This is a genomic window from Rubripirellula tenax, from assembly GCF_007860125.1.
In the GTDB taxonomy this organism is placed as follows: domain Bacteria; phylum Planctomycetota; class Planctomycetia; order Pirellulales; family Pirellulaceae; genus Rubripirellula; species Rubripirellula tenax.
Window position 1 is genome coordinate 205305 of the sequence record NZ_SJPW01000007.1, and the last position, 24929, is coordinate 230233.

Annotated in this window: 19 protein-coding genes and 1 other RNA gene; 4 read left to right on the top strand and 16 right to left on the bottom strand. The window is 56.2% G+C overall.

Annotated features, from left to right (window positions below):
* Positions 1-43 precede the first annotated feature (43 nt).
* Positions 44-1732 carry a flagellar hook-associated protein FlgK gene (gene flgK, locus Poly51_RS24290; RefSeq protein ID WP_146460987.1) on the top strand — a complete coding sequence of 563 codons (1689 nt, stop codon included), beginning with the start codon at positions 44-46 and terminating at the stop codon, positions 1730-1732.
* Positions 1733-1759: 27 nt separating this feature from the next.
* On the opposite strand, the gene Poly51_RS24295 is transcribed toward flgK, so the two are convergent.
* From Poly51_RS24295 to Poly51_RS24315, 5 genes are all read right to left on the bottom strand, one after another.
* Positions 1760-2956: a GspE/PulE family protein gene (locus tag Poly51_RS24295; protein ID WP_146460989.1), complete on the bottom strand. Its 1197-nt coding sequence runs from the start codon at positions 2954-2956 to the stop codon at positions 1760-1762.
* Between the two features lie 110 nt (positions 2957-3066).
* A complete protein-coding gene (locus tag Poly51_RS24300) occupies positions 3067-3573 on the bottom strand; it encodes a Spy/CpxP family protein refolding chaperone (RefSeq protein ID WP_186775776.1) in 507 nt (168 codons plus the stop codon).
* A 220-nt stretch (positions 3574-3793) separates the two neighbouring features.
* Entirely contained in the window at positions 3794-4546 is a 753-nt protein-coding gene (locus Poly51_RS24305; RefSeq protein ID WP_146460993.1) for an SDR family NAD(P)-dependent oxidoreductase, read from the bottom strand.
* A 114-nt stretch (positions 4547-4660) separates the two neighbouring features.
* Positions 4661-5470 carry a biotin--[acetyl-CoA-carboxylase] ligase gene (locus Poly51_RS24310; protein WP_146460995.1) on the bottom strand — a complete coding sequence of 270 codons (810 nt, stop codon included), beginning with the start codon at positions 5468-5470 and terminating at the stop codon, positions 4661-4663.
* 35 nt (positions 5471-5505) lie between these two features.
* Entirely contained in the window at positions 5506-5715 is a 210-nt protein-coding gene (locus tag Poly51_RS24315) for a hypothetical protein (RefSeq protein ID WP_146460997.1), read from the bottom strand.
* Between the two features lie 349 nt (positions 5716-6064).
* On the opposite strand from Poly51_RS24315, the gene Poly51_RS24320 reads away from it, so the two are divergent.
* Together Poly51_RS24320 and Poly51_RS24325 are read left to right on the top strand one after the other, a co-directional pair.
* Positions 6065-6325 (top strand): hypothetical protein, encoded by a 261-nt coding sequence (locus tag Poly51_RS24320; protein ID WP_146460999.1) that lies wholly within the window; start codon positions 6065-6067, stop codon positions 6323-6325.
* A 114-nt stretch (positions 6326-6439) separates the two neighbouring features.
* Entirely contained in the window at positions 6440-7264 is an 825-nt protein-coding gene (locus Poly51_RS24325; RefSeq protein ID WP_146461001.1) for a ParA family protein, read from the top strand.
* A 34-nt stretch (positions 7265-7298) separates the two neighbouring features.
* Here the strand turns inward: Poly51_RS24325 and Poly51_RS24330 are convergent, their stop codons facing one another.
* Positions 7299-8012 (bottom strand): DUF2293 domain-containing protein, encoded by a 714-nt coding sequence (locus Poly51_RS24330; RefSeq protein WP_390621806.1) that lies wholly within the window; start codon positions 8010-8012, stop codon positions 7299-7301.
* A gap of 198 nt (positions 8013-8210) precedes the next feature.
* Positions 8211-9494, bottom strand: a complete 1284-nt coding sequence (locus tag Poly51_RS24335) for a DUF1559 family PulG-like putative transporter (RefSeq protein ID WP_146461005.1) — start codon at positions 9492-9494, stop codon at positions 8211-8213.
* A gap of 248 nt (positions 9495-9742) precedes the next feature.
* Here Poly51_RS24335 and ssrA point away from each other — a divergent pair.
* Positions 9743-10121, top strand: a transfer-messenger RNA (tmRNA) gene (gene ssrA / locus Poly51_RS24340).
* Positions 10122-10349: 228 nt separating this feature from the next.
* Here the strand turns inward: ssrA and Poly51_RS30705 are convergent.
* From Poly51_RS30705 to Poly51_RS24385, 9 genes are all read right to left on the bottom strand, one after another.
* Positions 10350-10559, bottom strand: coding sequence for a hypothetical protein (locus Poly51_RS30705; RefSeq protein WP_186775777.1), 210 nt, complete (start codon positions 10557-10559; stop codon positions 10350-10352).
* A 367-nt stretch (positions 10560-10926) separates the two neighbouring features.
* On the bottom strand, positions 10927-13758 hold the full coding sequence (locus Poly51_RS24350; RefSeq protein ID WP_146461007.1) for a TlpA family protein disulfide reductase: 2832 nt from the start codon (positions 13756-13758) through the stop codon (positions 10927-10929).
* Positions 13755-14777: a squalene--hopene cyclase gene (locus Poly51_RS24355; protein ID WP_146461647.1), complete on the bottom strand. Its 1023-nt coding sequence runs from the start codon at positions 14775-14777 to the stop codon at positions 13755-13757. The genes Poly51_RS24350 and Poly51_RS24355 overlap by 4 nt, the downstream gene beginning before the upstream one ends.
* Before the next feature lie 55 nt (positions 14778-14832).
* A complete protein-coding gene (locus Poly51_RS24360) occupies positions 14833-15603 on the bottom strand; it encodes a hypothetical protein (RefSeq protein WP_222435922.1) in 771 nt (256 codons plus the stop codon).
* Complete coding sequence (locus Poly51_RS24365) at positions 15600-16460, bottom strand: hypothetical protein (RefSeq protein ID WP_146461010.1); 861 nt, start codon at positions 16458-16460, stop codon at positions 15600-15602. The genes Poly51_RS24360 and Poly51_RS24365 overlap by 4 nt, the downstream gene beginning before the upstream one ends.
* A complete protein-coding gene (locus Poly51_RS24370) occupies positions 16460-19723 on the bottom strand; it encodes a hypothetical protein (protein WP_146461012.1) in 3264 nt (1087 codons plus the stop codon). The genes Poly51_RS24365 and Poly51_RS24370 overlap by 1 nt, the downstream gene beginning before the upstream one ends.
* A complete protein-coding gene (locus Poly51_RS24375) occupies positions 19720-21990 on the bottom strand; it encodes a hypothetical protein (RefSeq protein ID WP_146461015.1) in 2271 nt (756 codons plus the stop codon). Before Poly51_RS24375 ends, Poly51_RS24370 begins: the two co-directional genes overlap by 4 nt.
* The gene (locus Poly51_RS24380) at positions 21987-24020 is read right to left on the bottom strand and encodes a BatA domain-containing protein (protein WP_146461016.1); all 2034 of its coding nucleotides are present in this window, start codon (positions 24018-24020) and stop codon (positions 21987-21989) included. Before Poly51_RS24380 ends, Poly51_RS24375 begins: the two co-directional genes overlap by 4 nt.
* Positions 24017-24928 (bottom strand): DUF58 domain-containing protein, encoded by a 912-nt coding sequence (locus Poly51_RS24385; protein WP_146461018.1) that lies wholly within the window; start codon positions 24926-24928, stop codon positions 24017-24019. The genes Poly51_RS24380 and Poly51_RS24385 overlap by 4 nt, the downstream gene beginning before the upstream one ends.
* Position 24929 lies beyond the last annotated feature (1 nt).

Sequence of the window (24929 nt, forward strand, 5' to 3'; positions counted from 1 at the left end):
CAACGACGGCGTCCACGGGCCATGATGTCGGGGAAAAATTGCCATGAGTTTGTTCGGTACGATTCAGCAATCCGCCGGTGCACTCAACGCAGCCCAGATCGGTTTGCAGGTCGTTGGCAACAACATCGCCAACGCGAATACGCCAGGCTACATCCGACAGAACCTTGAACAAGCATCCTCCGTTGCGGTTCGCGAAGGAGGTCTGATCAAAGGCACGGGTGTCCGCCCGACCGGGATCGTCCAGGTCATCGACCAACAACTTGCCGAACGCATGTTCAACGCCAAGACCGACTTGGCGGGGTCCGAAGCGCTGGACAAAGCGTACGGACAGCTCGAAGAATTGACGAACGATTTGAACAACGAAGGACTCAATCAACAGTTCTCGTTGTTTAACAACGCGCTTCAAGAATTGTCGGCTCAACCCAACGACTCTTCGCTACGCAGCTTCGTCATCCTGCAAGCCGATACGCTTGCGAACAACATCCAGAACAGCCGCGAACAGGCCATTGCTCGCCGCGAACTTTGGAACGGCGATCTCGACCAGATGGCCAACGATATCAACCGACTGACCGAGCGCATTGCCAAACTGAACCTAGAGATCGCGACGATCGAGGGTGGTGGAGTCCTACACAGCGATGCGACGGGCTTGAGAGATCAACGCTATCGCGACCTCGAAGACCTTTCCCAGTACGTCAACGTGAACATCCAGGAACAGGAAAGCGGCACGGTCGCGGTCTTTGTCGGCGGAGACTACTTGGTCAGCAATGGCATTCGCCGCGAAGTCGAATCGGCGTACAGCCTGTCCAAGGGTCGTAACGAGATTCGGATTTCGGAAACAGACTCGCCACTACAGGCGACCCGGGGAATTCTTGGGGCAACCAATGAAGTGCTCGATGGAGTGTTCGGTGACTATGTTGCCAGCATCGATGACATGGCTTCATCGCTCATTCGAAGCGCCAACGAAGTTCACTCTCAAGGGCAAGGTCGCGACGGGTTCGACCAACTGCTGTCGACCGTCGTCGCCAATACGGGTGTACCGCTTGACGATGCGCAACTGTCGTTCCAGCCGCGCAACGGCACCTTCGACTTGACAATCATTGACGAGCAAGGCGAACCGATTAGCGACCATCGAATCAATGTCCGTATGCTTGGACAAGTCACCGACTCGACCGTCAGCTCGATCGTTGCGGACATCAATGCCATCGATGGTCTGACCGCGAACGTCACACGTGAGGGTCGTCTCGAGATTCTGTCTGACTCGCCGACTGCGAAATTCACGTTTGGCGAAGACACCAGCGGATTCTTGGCCGCCGCCGGAATCAACACGTTCTTTACCGGGCGGAGCGGCGTCGATATCGCGGTGAATCAGACGTTGAAAGACAACCCCGATCTACTGTCCATCAGCAAGAGTGGCATCGGCGAAGATACCGACGCGTTGACCGACCTGATCGGTATCGTCGACAAACCACAAGACAACTTGGGTGGTCGATCCGTTCGCCAGACGTACGAAAGATCAGTTTCAAGTCTGGGCCAGAAAATTGGCTTGCAGCAGAGTTCCACCGAAGGACTTAGAAACTTCTATGCAACTTTGCAAAGCCAACACTTGGCGATCACCGGCGTTAACATTGACGAAGAATCGATCAAGATGGTCAGCTACCAACGCGCGTTCCAAGCTTCATCGCGGGTGATCTCGACCGCCAGTGAAATGCTTGATCTGTTGGTCAATCTTTAAGTCGCGAATCGAGCGAACAAGTCGCCATCAGACCGACGTTGCGGCACCGAGCACACGATAAGCTTCGGCGGCGTCGGTTAGTCCCGATTCCACGAGTAACTCGGCCCGCCGATGCAGATCGGTTCCACCGGCTTCTCGAGCGACACGACGCATTTGATCGGTGCTTTGGCCTGCTGATAAAGCATCCGAAACCGCGTCGCCCACCGGGTCGCTGCCATCGAACCGCACACAACTGGCGATTGCAATTCGGCCGTTGTACCCCGTGCCCATGCAAGCGGGGCAAAGATCAACCGCACTCTTTCCACTCGCGCAGCAATCGGCACACAAACGACGAAGTAGCCGCTGAGTCACGATGGCTCGCAGGCCGCTGCGTATGACAAAGTCGGGAACGCCGAACTGAACCAATCGCCTCAATGAGGCCGCGACATCCGTTCCATGCAGCGACGAAAAAACGAGGTGCCCCGTCAACGAGGCCTGGAAAGCGGCCTCTGCCGTTTCAGGGTCGCGGATTTCGCTGACCAGTAGTACCTCGCTATCCTGTCGGACCGCGCTCCGAAGTGCCGATGCGAGCGTCATTCCACCCGTGGGATCCAGTTCGCTCTGGCTGATTCGAGGGATCACAGATTCGACGGGGTCCTCGATGGTAACCACACTGCGTCGCGGCACGCCGTCTGCGATGTTTCGCAGCATCGCATAAAGTGTTGTTGTCTTTCCGCTGCCGGCGGGACCTGACATCAAAACCGCCCCATCCGTTTGACGACTGAGCTGCTCTAACGTTTCGGTGACGTCGCCTGGTAGACCCAAGGTGGCGATGGAATCGTGAGCGTCACTTTTGCGAAGCAACCGAATCACCGCACGCGGCCCGTGGATGGTAGGATAGATTCCCAACCGGAAAGACACGTTGGAAAGCGGCCCCTTCCCATCCTCCAAACGCAATCGACCTTCCATCGGTTGGCCGCTTCGATAGGTCGGCAAGCCGGCCATCACCATCAATCGATTGACCGGGTCACTCTCACCGCCGCCAGGAATCGAACGTTGAACCGATAGGACTCCATCGATCCGCAGCAAAACATCCAAGCCCTGGGTACGTGGCTGGAGGTGGATATCAGATGCGTTCTGTGATACCGCCAATTCCAGAATATGGTTGATCACATCGATCGCGTAATTGCCATCGTGAGGATCCAAATTTTCGATCGAACTCACAGCACCGGCATGCTTCACCATGATCGACCCCAAAAACCAATGACGAAAATGACTAAAAAAAATGACGCGCACTCAACGAGTACGCGTCATTCATGTTAGCGGATGGTCAGCGCCGTATGGCGCCGTGAAGACTAAGCTGCGTCTTTCTTCTTTTTCTTGCCTTCTTTTCCGGCACGCATCAGTTGTTGCGGCAGACTTGCTTTTTGATCGTCGGTTAGCAGGCCGACCACTTCCTTTTGGAATTTCATACGGGCATCATTTAGTTTTCCAAACGCCGCACTTTGAGCTTCGCTCAGGCCGGCCGCTTCGTTGACGGCTGCTGCCATTTCTTTGCCCTTCTTACCCGAATCCTTCAGTTCTTTCTGTGCGTCCGCTCGCTTCTTCATCAACTCGGCCGTAAGACCCGACTCTTCACGAATCGTCTTCATCGCCGCGTCGGCAGCTTTGCCAAGCTCCTTGATTTTCGTTGTCTGTTCGTCCGTCAGCGAAACCGACTCGAGTTGCTTCAGGATCTGGCCTGACGCCGAGGCGCCACGAGCTCCCTTGCCTTTTTTCTTCGCGCCATCGGCTTCGTCTGCACTAGCGGGAACGACTAGAACGGCCGCCAAAATCATTACACCGAGCATCTTAAACTTCATCTTTGTTCTCATCGTGAAAGGTCACTGGGATGGGTCCACCGACGGACCCGTTCGATAATTTTAGCCGCACGCCGAGGCGTCGCGATAGCAAGCGTTGTCAATTTTCACATCAAACTCGGCTGCCGGCTCTTACATCACCCAAGATTAAACCAATCCGGTCGGGACAGGTTCCGAAAAATGCGCACCGGCTGATCGAATTCACGAAACACGCAAATCCGATTTAAAGCGTTTGGCCCCCGTCGACACTTAGAATCTGTCCAGTCGCCATTTTCGCGTCCACCGCAAAGAAGAGGACTGCGTCGGCAATGTCGTCGGGTTGAGACGGCCGCGGCAGCGGATAATTCGCGACCATCGAATCCAAGTCCCAGTCGGGGTTTCCATCGCGAATCCAGCGACTATCGATCGGCCCCGGGCAAACGGCATTAACCCGCACCTGCGGCGCCATGGCGCGTGCCAACGACTTTGTCATGGTGTTCAGCCCTGCTTTGGACGCACAGTAGCCGATCGACGAACCCTGTCCGGTGAACGCGGCCACCGAGCTAACGTTCACGACCGAGCCCCCGTCGCCCGCACGCAGCAGATCGGCAGCCGCCCGCGTCACGAAAAATGGCCCCTTCAAATTGACCGCCAACATGCGATCCCACATCGGCTCGGTCAGAGCGTCCAGCTGTTCGTGGGGGACAAAATTTGTCATCGCCGCGTTATTGACCAACGCATCCAATCGTCCGAATTGCGATTCAATGGCCGCGATCATGGTGCGGACCGCCGTATCGTCCGACACGTCACACGCCATTGCAATCGCCGTTGCGCCAAGCGACTCGGCCTCGCGCGCCGTTGATTCGGCGTCGGTGCTGCTTCGCGAATAATTGACGATGACGTCAAAGCCTCGTCTTGCAAACTGCAAAACGCACGCACGTCCGACGCCGGTTCCACCGCCGGTCACAAGAGCCACCGGGCGAGATCGTTCGTTCATGGTTAACTCGGTAAGAGACAAATTTGAAAGTACACATCAAAGCCGAAGAGCATCGCCAAAAAGTCATCGCTCACAAGGCCGAAAGAACACTTCCCCGAATGGCGGCTTAACAGTCTAACGAGCAATCTTCACCCGATTGGCTTCCCCCGAAAAGATCGTCCGCACGACACCGGCCGTTTCCACCAGAAGGCCGCCATCATGACGAATCCCGACGCAACGACCACCCATCCGAGTGCCGCCATCATCGAACGTGATCAATTGCCCCGTCAAAACGCATCGCGATCGAAACTCGCCCACGATATCAGAAGCCTTTCCCGTGCGAAGTTCGTCAACGGTTTCAAGCACACCAGCCACGAGCGGTTCTAACAATCCGTATCGATCCATTGGACGCCCGACCGAAGCTGCCACCGATGTCGCTGCGACGATCCCGGCGTCCTTTGGCAACTCCGGTGCGCTGGAAACATTCAAGCCGATGCCGACGACAACCTGTTGAAAGTTCGAAGCAGACTCGATCAGGATTCCGGCCACCTTCCCGCCACCCAACCATACGTCATTGGGCCATTTCAACATTGAGCGCAGGGGCGCAAATTCGAATTCCAAAACCGATGCGATCGCGGTCCCGACCGCCACGGACAGCAAACGGGACACGGCATCATCGCCAAACTCCCAATCGATCATCAACGACAGAGTCAAAGCGTGTTCGTCGCTCTGCCAAGTTCGGCCATGACGTCCGCGTCCTGCGACCTGACGATCGGCCAGAAATAGCATTGGCGTCTTTGCTTGCGCTGACGGATTATTGCGAGAATATTCCAACGCGACCGAGTTGGTCGAACGAGTCTCGTTTGCATACCAAGCGGATGCGAGCCTTCCCTGGACGAGCAATCGTTCGATCGCAGCCACTCCCGCCGATTCGACTTCGCCCATCGTTGCCAGATTGTCGAGGCGCGCATCACGGTGATTCAAAACATTGCCAAGACTTGAAGGAACGCGGCTGCCAACAACAAGCACAACATGACGACCGACACGAATCGCCAGAGCGGTTTCGTTTCTGTGTTGGTGAGACCGTCGCCGAACTCATCTTCGACGAAATTGTCGTAGTCGAAGTCTTCGCCGGTGTCATCTGAATCGTAGTCGTCGTAGTCGTCTTCCATGGCCACGATGATAGTCATCCGAGGAAGCAACGAAAGCCCGACGTGCCGAACCTCGACCCAACGAAGAACCTGGGTGAAGGGAAACAGCGGCAAGAATCAACCCCAATAACGGGCTCGCGACAGATCCGTCGTCTCGGTAAAAGGCAGTCTCGCAGGTCGATCAGTTGTTCATTGCCGGTCGCCCGCATCCAACACCGATCGACTCGCTTAAAACGAAGCGTGAAACCGATCTACGAAATCTTGAGCAAAAGTTTGACTTTTGATTCAACCTACCCAATCGGCAAAGTCGATACATCTTGTGACGCTTGAACTTCGAGCAGACTCTCTCTCACCTTCCATGCTTCCGACTTTGACGAGCCGCCCCCCGATGTCGAAACCATCCCTGCGACTATTTCAGGCCAACGATTCCTCCGATCGACGCGAGCGAGAGCTTGACCGGATCACTGGATCGGCGGACGCAAAGACGGTTGCCATTCCGCTGGGCAAGATGGTTCCGCTATTGATGGATGCAGTCCGAAACGATCGGGCTTGGCTGCGTGACTTTGCCGACGACACCGTTCGCATCGACGCGGACTTGTACGGCGTGCTGCTGGCCTACAGCCAACTGCGTCAAACAGCAGCTGCCTAGTTAGCTGCCGCAAACAAGTTTCACGCGTCGGGAAACGCTCCACGCGATTTTGCCCACTGTTATACCAAGCCTCGTTGCTTCCGAAGACCGTACGCGACTGAAAAAGGAATGAACATGCGATCCATTGCCGTGATCAATCAAAAAGGTGGCGTTGGCAAGACGACGACATCAGTCAATTTGGCGGCGGCACTGGCTGCGACGGGTCGTCGGGTTTGTCTGATGGACCTGGATCCTCAGGCCCACGCGTCGCTGCACCTCGGCATCACCGCCGTCGACGACGAACCCAGCATGTATGAAGTGCTTTGCGGCGAAGCGTCGTTGGCTCAAGCACGTCGAAGCGTTACCGATAATCTTTCGGTTGTCCCCGCCAACTTGGACTTGGCGGCGGCCGAGCTGGAACTTGCCGGCGAAGTCGGACGCGAAATGATCTTGCGTGACAGGATGGACGACGACACCGAATCGTTTGACTATATCGTTCTGGATTGCCCTCCCAGCCTCGGCGTTCTGACCGTGAACGCTTTGGTGGCAGTGGGCGAAGTCTTCTTGCCGTTGCAGCCGCACTTTTTGGCACTGCATGGTTTGAGCAAGCTGCTGCGAACGATCGAAGTGGTCTCGCGACGCCTCAATAGCGACTTGCGACTGTCGGGCGTGATGCTCTGCATGTATGAATCGAACACGCGATTGGCCGCAGAGGTCAGCAGCGATATCGAAGAGTTTTTCGAAGCCAGTCAATGCAGCCGCGAATTCTTTCGTGGTGCAAAGTTCTTCGATACACGCGTGCGACGAAACATCCGTTTGGCTGAAGCACCTAGCTTTGGACAATCGATCTTCCAATACTCACCCGAAAGCAATGGTGCAGCGGACTACCAATCGCTCGCCGACGAAGTCATTGCACAAGAAGCATCACGCATCGCCCTTTCGGCTCGCGTCGCGGCTTAGGTAGTTGCGACGGATCGAATCGTAAGCGTTCATTTCAAGACAGCGCATCGGCATCGCCATGTGCCGTCGATGATGGCTTTAGCGCCTTCTGTAGCAAGCAATGCAGGGGATCAACTTCATCCCCCTTCCGATACTTCGTTAACAACAGACGTGACTGTTCCGCCAACATCCGTCGGACTTCTCGACGCTTTCCTTTGACGCGAGCGATCGCCATGTGATCGTAGGCCGTTGTCTGATGTCGCATCCAAGCGATCACGGCCGACTCCGCACGGCGTTCGATGGGAATTCGCTCGGTCCTAGCGACCGTGCCGCTGCCCACCGGAGTCGCGTGGTCGGTGACTGCCTTGGCAAATTGTTCGCCCAATGAACGATACCTCGGCGCGAAAGCCAAAAACTGGACGACGGCGCCAAAAAAGTCTTCGACGTAAACGGACTGTTTCTTTTCACGTCGAACGGCATCGGATTGGCGACGCTTTGCATACGCTTCGGTTGACCGATCCGATTCCAGCTTTTCCTTGGCGGCAATGATCGTGCTCGCGTCCGCCCAAACGCCTTGCGAGAACGTTCGCCGTCCCTTCTTTTCCTTCACCGTCCAAGTCGGACCGGCCGCCTTCACGCGACGCGTCAATCCGGCATCGCCTGGTGGCAGCAGTTCCCAGTGGTCAGGGACTCTTAGCAGCTTGCCATCGGCCGCCATAACATGTCGGGCCTCCTTTGCGGGCGCGACATCCATGGTCTGTTCTGCCATCGTTCTTTCACTCATCGCGGTTCGTTGCGTGAACTAGACGTTCCAAGTTCACGTTGCCTGCCAAACTAGACGTTTACTTAAGGGACGACAAAACCAGCGGGGCGACTTAAGCCAACCGTTCGCTGGTTGCCCGATTGCCCAAGACCGAGTTTCGATTCCGCCGATCGTCGCGTCTGTTCGGCTTCACTCAGTTCGGCTTCACTCCGTGGTGGTCAACCACTGATACGCCGACAAGTCGCTGCTCGCGCGCGTCCCCATCGCACCCCAAACGCCATAGGGGCTATCGCTTCCCGGTGCATTACTGCTGTCCAGGTAGACGGTCGGCTGGTAGTCCCCGCCGGCATCGACACTATCAGTAACGAAGTGGACGGCACCATCGCCCGTCGCAATATGAGCCCCGCCTTGGTGACGGCTACTCGCCGGCAAGACGCCACTGCTCACATCCGTATCGGCCATCAAAACGAGTTCACGGTTGGGCGGCAAGATGGTGTTGAATGAGGAATAGATCGGCATTCCATCCGCCCAACGGTATCCGCGCCGCGCGCCCAGCTTGCTGAAGACCGTGGTCGTCGTGACGGTGTTCTCCCAGAAAAAAGGACGTTCGGGATCAATCAATCCCGGTGACCGAGCCCATCCAGGGTTGTCCAGCAATGGACTCGGCACGGATTTCGTTTTCGGCATTGCAACCGCAGGAGACGTCGTCACACATTCGTCACCCAAGTCCGTTGCTACCTCGCCAAACATGATCGTTTGAGACAGACCATCTTTGACGTCGTTGAAACGAGTCACTTTGCGAGGCACGAACATCCCTCGCATCGCAGCCTCCGTTTCGGCGGCATAGGCTTCGTCAAAAACGAAAGTACCGCCAACTTCCTTTAGCGGTCCATCAGCTCCGCGCTGTATTCCATCGCCGATACATGCGGTGTAGTTGGTTCGCCCCATCGCCGGCAAACCGATCCCTGGATCGCTGGGGCATCGAAGCGACGGGTGATCAACGAACCAGAACCGGTATTCCGCGAAAGGTTCGGGACCACCGATCGGCCACATTTTCCCGATTGTTTCGTTCGATGTTTCCGCATCCGAACTCGCTTCGTCGACACTTCCGAATCCGGCCTCGTCGTACCAGCCCATCGAACCGGCGTGCATTTGCCAATCACGAGGTTGCGGTTGGTGGATTTCTTCCCAAGCGGCTAACCCGTCAAGAAATGGCAACAGCGCGACCAACACGCTAAGCCGTCGGTCGTTATCGGCGCCGACCTGGGTACTTCCATCGGTGCCCGATAGCTGGACCGGCAATTGTTGGAAGGCATCGTGATAACCCGCAACGGCCAGCGCTAATTGCGTCAGATTGCTCGAACACTTCATCCGCCGCGCCGCCTCGCGAGACGATTGGACTGCCGGCAGAAGCAATCCCACCAAGACACCAATGATCGCAACGACCGCCAAAAGTTCGACCATCGTAAAGCCATTCCAACGACGCATCTCTCGCTCCAGGTTCCGAGTCCAACAAGCCTTCACAGACATTCTGTCTTATCGGTCATCGCGAGTCAAGGGAAAGGATCGTCTGAACCGCCGGATATTGGCACCGTTTGGGCCCCGTCACTGAATGTCGGTTGCTGGGAATTGGGCGTCCGTCATGTGAAATCGATAGTGGACGAATCATTGCATCGAGCGTATGATTCGGGTTGTTGCAGATTGCGACCGAGCATCTACCGATGTGGATTCCCAATGGGGGTGATCTGGATTCGACCGGATGATTGGAAGCGATGGCTTGCGTGTCGTGGTTGATCAGTTGGCCACGTTAAAAGCTGATCACAATTTTTTAATTGCAAACGAAAGTTTCGCACTGGCCGCCTAATAACAGGTAGCCCGGGTTGATGGGGGCCGCCAGAGTCGCCTGAAAACCCGTCACAATTCTGGATCGTCCTCCGTCCTACTCGAGACGCGGAGGGCTAAAAAAGTTTCGAGTTAGCGGAGTGCGGAGCCTGTCAGGCAGCGCCGGACGAAGCGAAGAGCCTCTTCAATGAGGCACAAATAGTCAGACTACACACGTAGACGGTCTCGTGGACGCATCGCGGGACGCGGGTTCAATTCCCGCCGCCTCCATCAAGGCCACTTGAGTCAACGGACTTAAGTGGCCTTTTCTTTTGAGCACTTGGCTCAAACTCGTCAGATCGCGGAAACGCCTTCACCAAATGCCTAAGCCGTTTCGATCAACTCTCGCTTCGTTTCAATCAGTATCGCGAGCTCGGAATCGACCGACTCCAAACGTTCCTTACACTGACGAATCACCGTGCGTACCTGTGTGATCGTTCTGTCTCATTCTGCTCTAGCTTTCTAAATTTTCGACTGAACGATCCAATCGGCAATCAAGCCGTCAAAGAAGTAGTCAGCAAACTTTGAGAATCCATCGATCTGCAAGGAGACATGCAGGCGCTCATCCGCGTCGGCAAGTTCTTCTTCAAATTGCATCAGCTTTCGTTGCGAGATTCTGGCTTGACTCTTGGCTGCGTCCATTTTCGAGTGCTTTGCCATCGTTGTGAGCATGCCACGTCCGCCTGTTCTTTGTTTAGAGTAACCTGACGATTGACTCGCTTACTTCTTGCTTCCGAAAGCAAATTCTGGGCCGACCGCAACATGGAATCAAACTTGCCCTTTTGTCGTAGGTTGGCTTTCGCAACAACAAGTCGATCATTCGATTCGTTTAACACTCAGCTTCCTTTCGATCGAACAACTGCCCTGGCTTCTTTGCCCATCAAGTCACGCTTGAATCGCTCGGCGAGTGTGTCACTTGGCACATTCTTTTGTGCAATGTGCTATTCGGGTAAAAAGGCACGTGCAGTTTCGTGGGCCGTAAATTCAAAAACAAGGCAGTTCTCTTGGTAGCGATCGCTGGCCTGCGTTCGACTACTCGTCATGGCTTCTTTTCGATCGTCGACTTGATGGCTTCCTTCAACTGATCGCCCAACTTGGGACCACCGCCAACGAACAGGTGTGTGATCGTCCCTTCGCGATCGATGACGACCGTTTGCGGGATTGCGTCGGCTTGGTATCGCGATGCTGCGACGCCATCGATGTCCAACGCGACCGTTGGATCTAATTCCAAGCGTTTGAGCGTTTGCCGGATAGGGCCGGCCGCCTCTTGCAGGTTGACAGCGACCAACACAACATCGTCGGATGAAAATTCGGAAACAGCCTCATCAATCTGCGGCATCGCTTGCAAGCACGGACCGCACCACGTCGCCCAGAAATCAAGTACAACAACTTTTCCGCGTTCATTTGACAATTGAAAAGTGCGGCCATCAAGTTGATCCAACACAAAGTCCGGCGCCTTGGTGCCCACCAGTGGCGAGGACACGCCAGGTGACGAGCCGCCGGCATCATCAAGCAGTATCGGCTCGGGAGCATCCGACAAGCGCCACGCTGCGAACGGTTCATCGCTTGTCGATTCGCTTATCGCGTCGCCGATCAACAGCGAATCTAAGTCGCGGAAGTTGACTTCGCATTGGCCCAGATACTCGCTGGTGCCGACCAGCGTTTCATCGTTCATTCGAACGGGCACGAATGACATCCGATTTCCGTTTCGCAGATTGGCACGGACTTGAAAGCCCTTCGTTTTTTGGCCATCCATGGCTTCGTCCGCGTCCGAATGCAGCCACAGAATGATCGAGACGACCGAGCGTTCCAATTGAACCGTTTCTAGCCGCGATTCCACCTCGATCGTATCCCGATCAATTCGTTTGATTCGACCCCGCATCACGTCTCCGTTGCGGGCAACGATCAGATGCGTTGGCGGATTCTTTTTCGACACTCGGGGGACCGTCAAGAGTCGCTGGAGTCGCCGTTCGTCGATCTCGGGCAACGATTGGCCAGCCTCCATTTGCACTGCCAACAACTGATCATGCCGAAGACGCGACTGCGACGTCGCGGTGGACGAAATCGTTACACCTACAGCGTCAAACGTCAGAATGCTGCCAGGTACAATCTCACCAGTTCGCAGATGAATCGCGCGAGGGCTGGTGGAACTCTTCGCCCCATTGTTTCCGAAGGTTCGTTGGACCACGCCCAAGAATGCACCCAGTGGTCTTACCGGTTGAACGCGGACTTGCCGCACCTTGGGTTTGGCGGGTGACTCTATCGGTGGTTCGCGATACACCAAGCTTCCCGCAAAGGATGGCAACATATTCGCCGCCGATCCGTTGGATGGCATGAAGCGAATGGGAGTGATCGAATCGGGCGTTTCGGCGGCAACCAATTTGCCGTGGACCTTTGTGGCCGACGATTGAAGCCGACAAGTGCCCGGTACAATCGCCGGTCGAGCCATGTCCAAACCTGAAAAACCGAGGCTGCGAATTTTGCTCACCGGGACTCCCATCGGTTCCTCGAAAATGTTGGGTTTGAATCGAACGCGACCTTCGGAAACGCTCAGCAAACGTCCCGTCAAGCGAATGCCAGCGTGCGTCACTAGGACGACGGCCGAATCTGGTTTCTCTGGTACCAGTTTATCCAGTTGGCCCGCTTCGGTATCTGGTTCATGCTCGGTTGGATCATCGGACGGTTGACCCAAGTCGACTTGGCGAACCGACTCTGGATCCAGCAAATACTCGCTTTCAGTTTCAACAAACAGCCAACCTTCCTCGCTAACCGAGGTCCACGTTCCCGATACGCTCTCGTCATCCTTCAAAAAAGCCTGATCGAGGCTGCGGTCGTTTTGTGTGGCGGATGAAGACGGACGTGTGGACGCCACTTGGATCACTCGCAAACTCCGCAGCGTTACGGCACCACCGAGACTCTGCATCCAAATGCCGGGCCGCGGCGGGAAATTCGCGGGTGCATCAAACGACAATCTACCAATGACTTCGCCTTGCTCGCTTCGAATCTCGGCATCATGGGTTTGTTGATCTATCTCGATCGACAGTGTCACTTGCTTTTGCATCGACGTGATCGATCCAAGCGAGACAACGTCCGCGCTTGCTTCGGATTCCCAAACCGCTACCAATTCGCCATCCCAGACTTCTAATCGAAAGGCTTTCGCCGCCGATGGCATCGGTTTCGTTTCGAAGACACCGAACGCCAATGCAAATTGCGGCTCTACGTCCCAGGCCAACTCGATGTCCACTCGCGTTCGCCGCGATAGGCCGACATCACGGTAGATCGATGTCAGCGAATTTCCAGTTTGCAATTCGCCACCGCGATCACTCCAGCCCAGAGCAGGGTCAGAATCATCGTCAGCCTCGCCTTCTTTACCATCCACCTTCTTTCGATCAGGATCATCATCTTGAACGGTCCAGTTCGCCAGTTTGCCGGGGCCGATGAAGCGGACCGAGTCACCACCCAGCCACTGATAGACGCGGCGCACCGCCAAACGGTCGATGGTTATCGATCCCCATTCTTTCCCTTGTAACTTGATCGAGCCCTGGTCTATGCCAACGATCGTTCCGTAAAGACGATCCCCGCCGACCAGTTCGAAACAGTGCGTTCCTTCGGCGGCGCGAACATCATCCGGAACCGGAAAAGATAGACCTAAGAGTTTGTCCGTTGGAAATTCAAAGGGCGCGGCAAAATCGGGGTGCTGCCATGCGACGGTGTCGTTGCGAGAGCTATCAGCGAGCGATCCAGCAATGAATTCTTGGCCAGAAATACGAAGCACGCCCTGTGTTTGATCCGGCACATCTGCGGAAGCAGAAACCGCTGCGAAAACGGGCCACAACGCAAGAAAGGGAAAAAGAGTTCGATTGAATTTCATCGTTCGTAGATCGGCAGAAAGCGAAAATTCAGTGCCATCGAAAGCAACGCCAACGACGTATCCACTGCGGGACCAAAGTTGCCTTGAAAACTGCCATCTTCGGCTTGCGCGGCTTTCAATTCGCGGATCAGTTCTTGATTCCATTTTTGCCACGCTTCGACGTCGCCCTGAAACAACGCCTGGGCCTGGTAATACTGGGCATAGCGTTGATAGTGACCCGCGTCCTGTTGCAATCGGCTGGTCAATGACGAAAGCGTTGCTTTGAATTCCGGCATGTCTTTGCGACGGGCGACGGCGTACACCAAACAACCGATTGAAATTCGAGCGGGCGAATCATCGAACCCACCCAAGCCCGCATAGGCGACTTGGCCGGATGAACTTGTCATAGATTTGAAGTACGCGACGCCGCGGTCAATGGCTTCGTCGGGAACTTCGATACCGGCATTTCGCGCCGCCAACAATCCGACCATCACAGCGCCGCTAACGGACGTGTCGGCATCTTTCGCGTCGGGACCGTATCGCCAACCGCCGTAACGATTTTTCTTTTGCGATGTGACAGCGCCACGAACGGCCAATTCAAGGGATTCGCCAAGCGATCGCTTGTTGGTCGACGCCGTGCCCTGCCAAAGCATGCGGTCGTCGACGGCCCCGTATGCTTCGGCCAACGACAACATCGCGAACCCGTGGTTGTACATGCTGGAATGACCGCTGGCGCCGCCCAAGATACCCGTCTTGGCATCTTGGCTTTCGATGATGCTTCTTAGTCCGCGACGAATGTTGCCGCTGTAGATCCCAAAGTTAGGATCTTCGCCAGAGGCCAGAAACGTCATCACCGCCATTCCTGTGACACCGGGACCACCATAGCCGCCGCTGCCCCAATCGCCGTTTTCACTTTGCGACGATGCGAGATAGCGCAGACCCTTTTCATAAGTTTCGCGAACGTCGCGTGGTACGGCTTCGCCCATTTCAGTCGTCGGGAACTGTGCCGACGACACGTTTCCGATCGCCAGGAAAAACATTGCCGACACAAAAATTTCTTTCCAAGCGGACAGAGAATAGCAAGCCCTGACTCGTTCATTCATCATTCAAAACCCCTTGCTGTTCTAACATCCCCTTGTATGCCTTTGCCTGCTGCAAGGACTTCTTGATCAAACGCCACTGAGTCTCATCAAAGATCGGCTCTATCTCGTCTTCCGGCACTTGGCTCAATCGGTATCCGATCAAGTACTGGACATACTGTCCCTCGACTCGCGACGTTCCAACGTTTGCCACCACGACGTCAAGCAGTTGGGTTCGCTGTTCTGACGTCATCGGTATCGATCGCCCTAGCGTCGCGACCCAGGCTTTCGCCAACCCCAGACGTTCTCGCTTGGCCAATCGCGACCTTCCTTCTTCGAGCTCAGTCCGCTGCGACGCGTCCAGAATAGCGTTGATGGTTTTGGCCGTCAGCGACTTCTCGCCAAAGATTCCCTTGTTGATCTCTTGCTGCAGTGGCATCGCCAATTGGTAGGCTTCATTGATGTTGTTTTGATTCAAATCGGCTTGCAGATCGCGAAACGCAGCGCGCACCCGATTCACTTTGATGAAAAAACGATGCACGTCACCGCGTGAAGCCAACATCACTTTTTCCTTCTGGGATTCACGTAAAGGCGTCGACTGCTCGACGCGAATGATTTCCAATTCCGCGCGTGCATCGATCATCGCTCTGGTTTGTTTCTCGTCGCCCGACGATCCAAAAATCCATTGATCAAATTGCTCCATCTCGATCATGAAATTCTGAGCTGCCGTCGAACCGATCGACGCCAGCAGCAACAGTGAGGCGATGGACATTCGAAAAACGTTCATCGGATCCATACCTCGCCGGGCGGGTTGTTTTCAGTGTCCGTCAAGTTGACGGTCATGAACACGTGCTGCTGGCGAGCGGCCGTCATCAACTTCAATTGATTCGGGTTGAGCACAGGGTTGATCAATCCGTCTGGCATTTCGGGTAAGTAACTCGGATTCATCTGGTACATCTGAATCCATTGGATATCAACGTCCTTCCAACCCGTCATCAATCGCTCGTGAAGAGCCTGACGTTGTTTTTCCGTCAAGATGACTCGGCGGTCGATCATCGAGATCGCGATATCGATCGCTGCGTCGCGTTCGAACTCGTCGCGCAGTTGCGATTCGTCGATGTAAATTGCGTACTGTTCGTCGGACACCTTACGCTTCAAATACTTGGCGGCGTCGCTTCGCACACGTTGGATCGGGTTTCCGGAGACATTCTCTTGGTTCGGACCGACGAAACTGGGCTTGCCGTTGCGGACAAACCGGCGTTGCTCGCCGTCGACCATATCGGACATCGCGTCAAACGCAAGCTTTGCTTCGACAACGATTGCGTCCATTTGAACGACGGTCGGCCGGCAAACACGCTTGATGAACGACAATTCCCGATTGACAAGAGGTTTGAAAAAATCGGGGGACGGCACGACTTCTGTTAACATCACCGGTGTTGCCCTTAGCGCTTGAACCGCGCGAAATCCGCGTCGCGGATCCGTAGCTTCATCGCCTTCGATTGCCGCTTTCACGTCAATCAGCGGCGGGTCATCACCCTGGGCGATCGACAACAACCCCACATACGCCAGCGCGAGCAGAGTCACGTGAACGAACGTGCCGTTCCCTGCAACCGTAGCTTTTGGGTTCTTTCCTGCTACTGACATCAACTCCCTCCCAAGCGGTTGAAGTATTGATCGAGACCGCGGCGGAATTCTTCGGGCAGCACCGTTCCGGTTTCACCGGTCGTTTGAGTAACACCGCGGTCTTCGCGGACTTCTTTTTGGTTGGTGCCTTTGCCCAGCAGCGCCAGTGCTGAATCGGTTGTGTTGCCGCCTCCACCGCCGCCGGGCGATGAGCCCCCACCGCCACCGCCTTTGGGGTTGATGCGTTTGGATCGCAGCAGCAACTCAATCGCTTCGGTTTCGGCTGCGATTGCCGGTGATCCGGTTTCGGGTTGCTTCAAGATCTGTGTCGCTTCCGCCATCACACGGTCGACTTGATCCAGCATCGCAAGCTCTTTCCCGAAGTGCTTTTTCGCATCGGTCAACTCACCGATTCGGAAGATGACTTTGACGATGCGTTGATTGATTTCGGCTTGCGTTTTGGACAAACCATCCGCCGCCGATTTGTGTTCGGCTGGTTCGACGGCGTCAATCGCTTGTTGGGCGACGCGAGTCTCTTCACGCAAATCGATCTCGGCTTCTAAGATCTGCAGCACTTCTAAAACGATGGATGGCGGCAGACTTTCAGGCGACTTTCCGCCCGGACATTGACCGCTGCACGCGGGGTCGACCAAGTTTTCGGCCCATCGATCCATCGTGTCGGACCAGTATTCGCACTGGGCGATCGAGATCCCTTGTTCGGACATGACTTCGTTCGATAGCGATCGAAGACCGCCGATCACGTCGTCCGACTTCATTTCGTCGAGCACCGACTTGAAGTGCATGAAGCGGCGACGTTCGAAGTAGGCCGCCATATCGTCCATGATGAACGAGACGGTCCGTACGCTAGCCAGTTCCGTTTCTTTCAATTCAGCAAGAACCTCACGCACAGGAGCGGCAACGCTAGTTTTTGACGATCCAAAGGCCGGTTGAAGTTGCCCGGTCAATCGACCGGCAACCAAATTCTGTTCGCGAGACGCAGCTTTCAAACGCTTGACCAGCGTGCTGCCTTCAAGATTCGCAAGCACCGCGTTCAACTCGTCCGCCAATTTATCGAATTCAGCAAGCAAGTCTTCTTGCTCTTCGACCGCTTCGGTCATCGCGTCCTGTTGATTCGGCCGCGCGTCGCCCGACTTTTTTGCTTTGCCCATGACGGTCGTGACGGGCAATCTTAATGAAGGGCTGTTGGGTCTCTTGGGCGGACCGGGTTCGACCTTGCCTTCGTCCGGCGAATTCGCGGACGATTCCATGTCGGCCAACGACGGAGCTGATCGCAGTTTGGGTGGAGTCCCCTTGTCGGGCTCTGCTGGCACACCAGGTTTTGACGTGCGAGACTGGCCAGCGACCGGGCCACCTTTGGGTTTCGGTCCCGCGGCAATCTTGGTCGGTGCATCGGCAGCTTCGCTAAGCAGGTTGGCAACCGACGGCATGCGATTGTTGGACAAGTCGTCGAGCACCTGCAGCATCTCGGCCCATCGTTCCAAGTGGCCAACACCGATCTCGGGATTTCGTGACGCCGCACGAACCAACTCGGCACCGGTTTCGCCCAGTCGTTCCAACCGTCGGCCATTGGACTGTTCGGCCGACGCTTGCCGTTGGACTTCGCGGCGCACGTCGTCGCCGGCAAGTTCTTCGGCCGACCTTGACCGAAGCTCTTTGTTCTTTTCGTAGAGTTGTCGTTCGCGATCACGGACATCGAGAGCCTGGCGATGCCACTTGCTCAACTGTTCCGTCATCCAGATTGCATGTTGGTCGGGTGTCAGGATGTAAACGATGTGCGGCGGTGAATAGACGCGTTGGCGTCCGGGCAAATAATCTTCGGTCCAAACATACAGTTCGATCGGTTGCGGTTCGATGCCAAGCGACTTCGCCGAAAACGTGCCTATAACCTCCACTTCATTCGCGTCATGGTTGCCCGCCGATAGCGGTCGCTCGCCTTTGGCCGGTTCGGCGATAGCGCCGCCGGCGAATCCTCGCCACGACATGCCGACACTGCGAATTCCGAAATCGTCGCTAGCTTGCACCTTGAACTTCAACAATTCGGAATCCAGCACGACCGATTGTCGGTCCAAACCGTCGCATATCAACGTCGGTGCTTCGTCGTCGATGGCATTGATCAACAACTCGAACGGCTCGCGGCCACTGAGCCCGAATTGGTCCTTCCATTGAAATCGCAGTGCCGGTGTCGACGCGACGTCGATGGACGGGGTCTTCAATCGCTGTCCCTCGGGTGTCGTCGGTTGCTCATTGACGCGACCGGAAACCAAATCGCGATTCGCGGTCGCGGTGAAGACGGCGTGGCTGCCGCGGACGATGGAAACCGAACCCGAACGTGAATCGATACGGCGGACATCCGATTGGCCCAGATAGTCTGGCAATCTGACATCGGCGGCGATCCCAGACAGTTCCGGACGCAAGGTCGGCGCCAGCGTCACCGTTTGATCCATGTCGCCGATTTCGACCTTCATTGGTTGCGACGCGATTTGCGGAGGAATCGAAAACGCGTATGCATCGTCCACCAAGTCGGCCGACAAGGGTGGCTGAGCACCGATCATCAGACGTGCCGTCGTCGGTTGCCAAACGCTTTCGTTACTCAGGCGGATCGGCAGCGTCATTGGTTCGCCATGCGCGATGATGACTTCATCCGGCAATTTTTCGATCCGCGTGAATGTGTAACGCGGTGTGTCTTTCCAAGGCATGGTCAGTCGCGTCAGAGCGCTGGACGATGCCGCCGGGTAGCAAACGGCGACGGCCAACGCAATCGACGAAGCGACGGCGGCCATCATGCCGGCCAACCGCCAATGACTGTTGGGTGTTGAATCATGAAAGTTTCGGCCGGCCGCATCATCGGCGACTTGTCGCATCGCGGCTTGGCAAAGCGTGGGCGATCTCGCTTGCTCGGATCCGCTGCGTGACAACTCGATCACGCCCAACAATTGGTCGCCGACGGCGGGCAGCTTCGTTCCCAACAGCCGAGCGAGTGGCTCCAGCCCGCGATGGCAATAGACCCAGCGGTACGCAAACCAAGGCAGAATCGCGACCGTCGCGATTGCCAGAGCCAAGATCGTCCATCGCAGCGAACTGGGCATATCAACGAATCGGTCACCGCAGTAGACAACCAGAAAGGCCGCCGCCCAACCGACAACGACGATCGCAATCGCCTCGATCGATTTGATCAACCAAACGCGACTGCGGTAAGCCAGCAGTTGCTGCTTCAGACTTTCGGGGATCCGCAAACCCGTGTCTGTTTCTAGTGCACCACTCATATCAAGCCAGCCCCTTTTCTTCCGATCCAAAACAAAGCTAACAATCCAATCATCAAGCCTACTGCGAGCGGATGACTCCAAACCGCGACACGGCGGATTGCCGGTGGCGGATCTGGCATCGCTTCCAACCACTGGACAACATCATCGATGCGATCCAGCGTCAGAACCTGTCCCCGCGAAACGCGGGCAATCTCGGCAAGCACTTCGGGCCTGGCCGGTTTTCCGACCTGTTCCAGTGCAACGCCTTGTACGAAGACAGTCGTTTCGAGCGACTTACCCGTTTGTTTGCAAAACAGGGTCAGCTTGTGCTCACCCGGTTCTCGCGGAGTATAACGCCCCGAGAACGCGCCCCAGGCTTCGCCCGTTGATTCGAAACGAACGACTTTTTCTTGTTTCGATGGCGAAGCGATGCGAAGTGAAACGTCGCCACCGCTGAGCGGTTCACCGCTATCTTCCATCACGTTCGCGCTAAGCGTGATGGTTTGACGCACTTGAGGCTGTTCCGGCGAATAGTACAGTCGCATCGATTCGCCGCCGGCCATGTTGCGTCGATACGCCATCCAGCGAACGACTTGGCCCCAGAACCGATAGTGGTAAAGGTCCTCGACGCCTTTTCGCCATCGCCATGCACCATCCGTACCCATGAACAAGACTTTGCCGGCACCGTACGTTCGGGTGACCAACAGCGGCAAACGGCCGTATTGGTTGCTGATCTCTTGATGAATACAAAGCGTTTCGGTACCCGGCTTGGCGGATCGAATCGGTGCGTACCACTGGAAGCCCGGCAAGTTGCCCCAGACTTCTAGATTCTCGTCAGCCGTATCGGCAAGTTTCGTCAGCAGGCTGCGTCGCCCGAGCTGCGTCAGTTCGAAATGCTGGGCGGTTCGCGATCCCCAACCGCCCGGTTGCGTCTCGTCCAACTCGACCGGCATCAGGTCAGCCAAATCCGTTTCCAACAGTTCAAACTGTCGGCCTTGCCAACCCGGCAGAAACACTAAACCGCTCGCTTGTTGTTGGACGAGTCCCTTGATCCACTCGCATTGTTCGACCGTCAATTGATTGTCATCGATACCAACATCGCCCAAGAAGATGACGTCATAGCGAGCCAGTTCTTCTTTCGTTGTCGGAAACTCGGCGATGTAATCCGCGTTGCCGCCGCCCCGCTTGTCCATCGCCGTGGTGTGAAACAGCAAACACGATACATCCACACCCGGATCACGCGACAATGCATTTCGCAGGTATCGATACTCCCATCGCGGCACCGATTCGACGACCAGTACCTTCAGTTTCTCTTCGCGAATCGAAATCGGAGCCGTCGTTTGATTGTTGTCGTCGCGAATTTCATCGGACTGTTTCGGCAGCACCAGCGTCAACGTTTGGTCACCCAAATCCTCGGGCTGCCAATCGATCGATTCACTCGTTCGCCCCATCGCACTGACGCGAATTTCTTTGGTCAACTCGTCACCGCCAGAAGTCGTCATCTTGACCGTCGTCACGTAGTCTCGCGGCAGAGAACTTTCGATCGTAAATGGAACGCGAACTTTTTTGCCCGCGATGGCGAACGTCGGGACGTCGAAGCTGATCAGTTCTAGGTCGGGCAACCGAGTATCGCTGCCGACGGGAAAGGCAAACACGGGCACACCAAGCGACCGCAACCGCGAAGCCGCCTGGACCGGCGCGTCGCCCTGGTTCCAGTCACCATCCGATGCCAACACGACCGCCAACAAGTGATCTTCCGAAGTCGCGACATCCACAAGCGGCGATGCCAAGTCGGTTCCCCTATCCGAGCGAGCATCATTGGTATCGGAAACAGCCGCCTCGCCGCCGGTGGTGGAAATCGGATGGACCGACATATCATTTGAGCCTGGCTTGGCAGACTTGGTTTCGGCAAAGGGTTGGATGACCACATCGGCTCGCTCGGCAAGAGTGGACCAAGTTTCCGATTGAGTCAACCGCTCAATCGCATCGCGACGCGATCGGCCGCGGTCGACGTCCTGCGTCTTCATGCTGGCCGAATCATCCCACAAGACGGCGACGACAGGGTTGTGATCGGGAACATACTGTTGAACCCATTCCGGTCCGCCAAGCAACAGTGCCACACCACCGACGGCCAACCAGCGCAGCGATTCCAAGACCATCGTTGCGGGCCGCCAATGGCTACGCCGACACGCGATCAAGCCGATCACGGTAGTTGATATGACGGCGACAATCGCGATAGAAGCGGTCCAGGCCGTCCAGTTGAACGCTAATGAAGCGGTGGAGTTCACGCGGCGACTCCCTTGGGCAGCGATGATCGGCTATCGACGGTGTGGCGAGGCAAACATAAACACGCCTCGCCAATCATCGCGATCAGCATGATGACCAAGAACGCCCGCCAGACTTCTTCAACAATGGAGTTGGTGTTACCCGCCGACTGATCAATTCGATCCAGCACCAGGTCGCCGAACAATTGGTCAACCGCCGTGTCGTCGACGACCGGCGATTGATCTTCGGCGCGACCACGGTTGATCGCCAACCATTTCGCATCGTCGACATACACACCAGCCGTAAAAGCACGTTCGGTTGACATGCGATCGTCACGGCTAGCGATCGGATTGAAGTTTGCTGCGGCGTCGGCGTCCGACTCGCCTGAAGTTTGTTGTCCGATGTTGCGAAGCGACCGGGCACCGGATTCGAGTGCACGCTGGATCATGACGTACAAGACGACACCATCGGCGGCCAGCGACGAGTCATCAGCCGACGGGGTTGTTGCCAAAAGATAGACGCCACCGCGAGGTGTCGCTACTCGACCCAACAACGGTTTTCCACCGACCAGTGTCGCCAGCGGAGTGACCTCACCGTCGATCGCCGCAAACCTCTCGATGCGAATGCCACCCACGGGAAGCGATGTGCCCGACAATGTCGCGGACAACAAATCGGCATCGCCACGCCATGACGCGATCGAAACGGGATCCTTTTCGGCCTGCCACGCGCCCCACTTCACACCGAACGGGAGCTCGGCATTTCCATCGGTTCCATTTCCATTGGTTCCATTTCCATTGGGGCCGGGTAAGAAGATCACCGTGCCGCCACGCCCGACAAATCGCTCGATCGTGGCCCGTTCGCTCTTTGACACGTCGCCATGCCAAAGAACCATCGCAATCGTTTGCCAATCGACTGCGGCCAAACCGTCGGGCGACACCACGTCGGCGACGCACTGCACGTCGACATCCGACGGAATTTCGGCGGCCAGTTTCAGCACCCTGCCGACTTGGTCATCGTCCGTCACGATCAACGAACGTCGAGGCGGCGCGACGTCGAACGTAAAATAGAAATCGTTGTCCGCGCCGTTCGCATCCGCGGGAATCGAAACTCGTCCCCAACCCCGTCCTTGCTCGCGCGGGACCGCAATTCGATGTCCCTTCAGTTCCGCCGACGAGCCGTCGAACGCGACTTCGACCGTCGATCGAGCTCCTTCGATTTCGATCGTAATCGGAACCGTTTGCGTTTTCGCTTGAGCGTCCTGGTTTCCGATCAAGTTGATCGACAAGGTTAAATGGGGATCATCGCCGGATGATCGCAGCACCACGTCGCTGACGCGAATCGATCGGTTGACGCTTTCCGATTCGGGAAACGCCAACAAACGAAACCGAACGCGACGGCCAAACTCGGCGAACGCATCCCGCAGCGACGCCCAACGTCCGTCCTTGGCACTCCAGTCACTCTCACGTAGATCCGAGACGATCCAAACGTCAGTCTGACCCAATTCGCCGTCCCGAATATGGTCGAGCGCCGCCAGCATCATCGCCGGCATGTCCGCCGATGCGTCGGAGGGTCCCGATTCAGGAACGTCCAACAATTCACTAGCTTTCGAAAGCTCTTTCGGTTCGCTGCGATTGCTTTCGATCAGAACGATGCGTTGGGCGTCCAACGTGGTAAGCGTTTGGGTGACCTTTGCGACGCCAGACTGCAACTTCGTCAATTCGCCCGAGGCATCGCGTTGTTGCATCGACGGCGAACGGTCTAACAGGACAATGGTGTTGGCCGAACCGTTTCCGCCGATGGCGCCGCCGATCAAGCCAGAACTCAGCGGCCGCCCGACGGCGAATATTAAGGCCGCGATCACCATCGTTCGTAGAGCCAAGATCGTCCATTGGCGGATTCGCGCATATCCGCGATTCATTCGATTGGCGGCCAACAAGAACATCATCGCCGCCCACTGGGTCGTTTGATAACGTCGTTGGTTGATCAAGTGGATAATGACGGGCAACGCCGCCAATGGCAACGCGAACAACATCCACGGTTGCAGGAAGCTCATCGAACCCTCCGTGCAGTCGCGCGCCGCGTCAGAAAGCTGGTCAGCACGTCTTGGTAGCGTTCGTCAATGCTGACGCGATGATAATCGACGCCGGTTTCCACGACGATTTTTTGTAGTTTGTCCAAGTATTCCGCAATCGCACTTTGGTAACGATCCGCGATTTCACTGGGTTCGGCAAACACCGACGCGCCGCCTTCCATATCCAAGAAACGCGTCGGACGTTGGAACGTGAAGTTCAACTCCATCGGATCAAGCAAATGGAAAATCGAAAGATCGTGTTTGCGAAATCGCAGATGCTCGAAACAGTTTCTGAGTTGATCTGGATCGACGAAGAAGTCCGAGATTACGATCACCATCGCACCCTGCGACGTCGTCTCGGCAACTTCGTGCAGCACGTCCACCAGTTCCGTTTCGCCGCGGCCCTGAGTTTTTTCGAGCAGGTCGAACAGGGTTCGCAGGTGCGACGGATTGCGCCGCGTCGGCAGGTGTTCGCGAATCGAATCGGCGACACACGACAAACCGACCGCGTCACCTTGCTGGACAGCCAAGTAAGCGATCGCGGCGACAATCTTTCGTGCGTACTGGATCTTCGTCGTCTCACCCGAACCGAATTCCATCGAACCGCTGGTGTCCAGCACCAACGAGCAGCGAAGATTCGTATCGGCTTCGAATTCTTTGACGTAGTAACGGTCACTGCGACCGTGCGCCCGCCAATCGAGTCGACGAAGGTCGTCGCCCGGAACGTACTTGCGATACTCGGCGAACTCGACACTGGCGCCACGATTGGGGCTGATGTGCATGCCCGAAACCGTGCCCCGCATCGGCCGACGTGCCATCAAGGGTAGCCCCGCCAAACCGGCCAGCACGGTCGGATCGAGAAAATCGCGTTGTTGTTGATCCTTGGCCATT

What these genes read in the sequence shown, in the direction of transcription:
- flgK (WP_146460987.1), top strand. Translation starts at nt 44, where the DNA reads ATGAGTTTGTTCGGTACGATTCAGCAATCCGCCGGTGCACTCAACGCA.
- Poly51_RS24295 (WP_146460989.1), bottom strand. Translation starts at nt 2,956, where the DNA reads ATGGTGAAGCATGCCGGTGCTGTGAGTTCGATCGAAAATTTGGATCCT.
- Poly51_RS24300 (WP_186775776.1), bottom strand. Translation starts at nt 3,573, where the DNA reads ATGAAGTTTAAGATGCTCGGTGTAATGATTTTGGCGGCCGTTCTAGTC.
- Poly51_RS24305 (WP_146460993.1), bottom strand. Translation starts at nt 4,546, where the DNA reads ATGAACGAACGATCTCGCCCGGTGGCTCTTGTGACCGGCGGTGGAACC.
- Poly51_RS24310 (WP_146460995.1), bottom strand. Translation starts at nt 5,470, where the DNA reads ATGGGCGAAGTCGAATCGGCGGGAGTGGCTGCGATCGAACGATTGCTC.
- Poly51_RS24315 (WP_146460997.1), bottom strand. Translation starts at nt 5,715, where the DNA reads ATGACTATCATCGTGGCCATGGAAGACGACTACGACGACTACGATTCA.
- Poly51_RS24320 (WP_146460999.1), top strand. Translation starts at nt 6,065, where the DNA reads ATGTCGAAACCATCCCTGCGACTATTTCAGGCCAACGATTCCTCCGAT.
- Poly51_RS24325 (WP_146461001.1), top strand. Translation starts at nt 6,440, where the DNA reads ATGCGATCCATTGCCGTGATCAATCAAAAAGGTGGCGTTGGCAAGACG.
- Poly51_RS24330 (WP_390621806.1), bottom strand. Translation starts at nt 8,012, where the DNA reads ATGGCAGAACAGACCATGGATGTCGCGCCCGCAAAGGAGGCCCGACAT.
- Poly51_RS24335 (WP_146461005.1), bottom strand. Translation starts at nt 9,494, where the DNA reads ATGCGTCGTTGGAATGGCTTTACGATGGTCGAACTTTTGGCGGTCGTT.
- Poly51_RS30705 (WP_186775777.1), bottom strand. Translation starts at nt 10,559, where the DNA reads ATGCTCACAACGATGGCAAAGCACTCGAAAATGGACGCAGCCAAGAGT.
- Poly51_RS24350 (WP_146461007.1), bottom strand. Translation starts at nt 13,758, where the DNA reads ATGAAATTCAATCGAACTCTTTTTCCCTTTCTTGCGTTGTGGCCCGTT.
- Poly51_RS24355 (WP_146461647.1), bottom strand. Translation starts at nt 14,777, where the DNA reads ATGTTTTTCCTGGCGATCGGAAACGTGTCGTCGGCACAGTTCCCGACG.
- Poly51_RS24360 (WP_222435922.1), bottom strand. Translation starts at nt 15,603, where the DNA reads ATGAACGTTTTTCGAATGTCCATCGCCTCACTGTTGCTGCTGGCGTCG.
- Poly51_RS24365 (WP_146461010.1), bottom strand. Translation starts at nt 16,460, where the DNA reads ATGTCAGTAGCAGGAAAGAACCCAAAAGCTACGGTTGCAGGGAACGGC.
- Poly51_RS24370 (WP_146461012.1), bottom strand. Translation starts at nt 19,723, where the DNA reads ATGAGTGGTGCACTAGAAACAGACACGGGTTTGCGGATCCCCGAAAGT.
- Poly51_RS24380 (WP_146461016.1), bottom strand. Translation starts at nt 24,020, where the DNA reads ATGAGCTTCCTGCAACCGTGGATGTTGTTCGCGTTGCCATTGGCGGCG.
- Poly51_RS24385 (WP_146461018.1), bottom strand. Translation starts at nt 24,928, where the DNA reads ATGGCCAAGGATCAACAACAACGCGATTTTCTCGATCCGACCGTGCTG.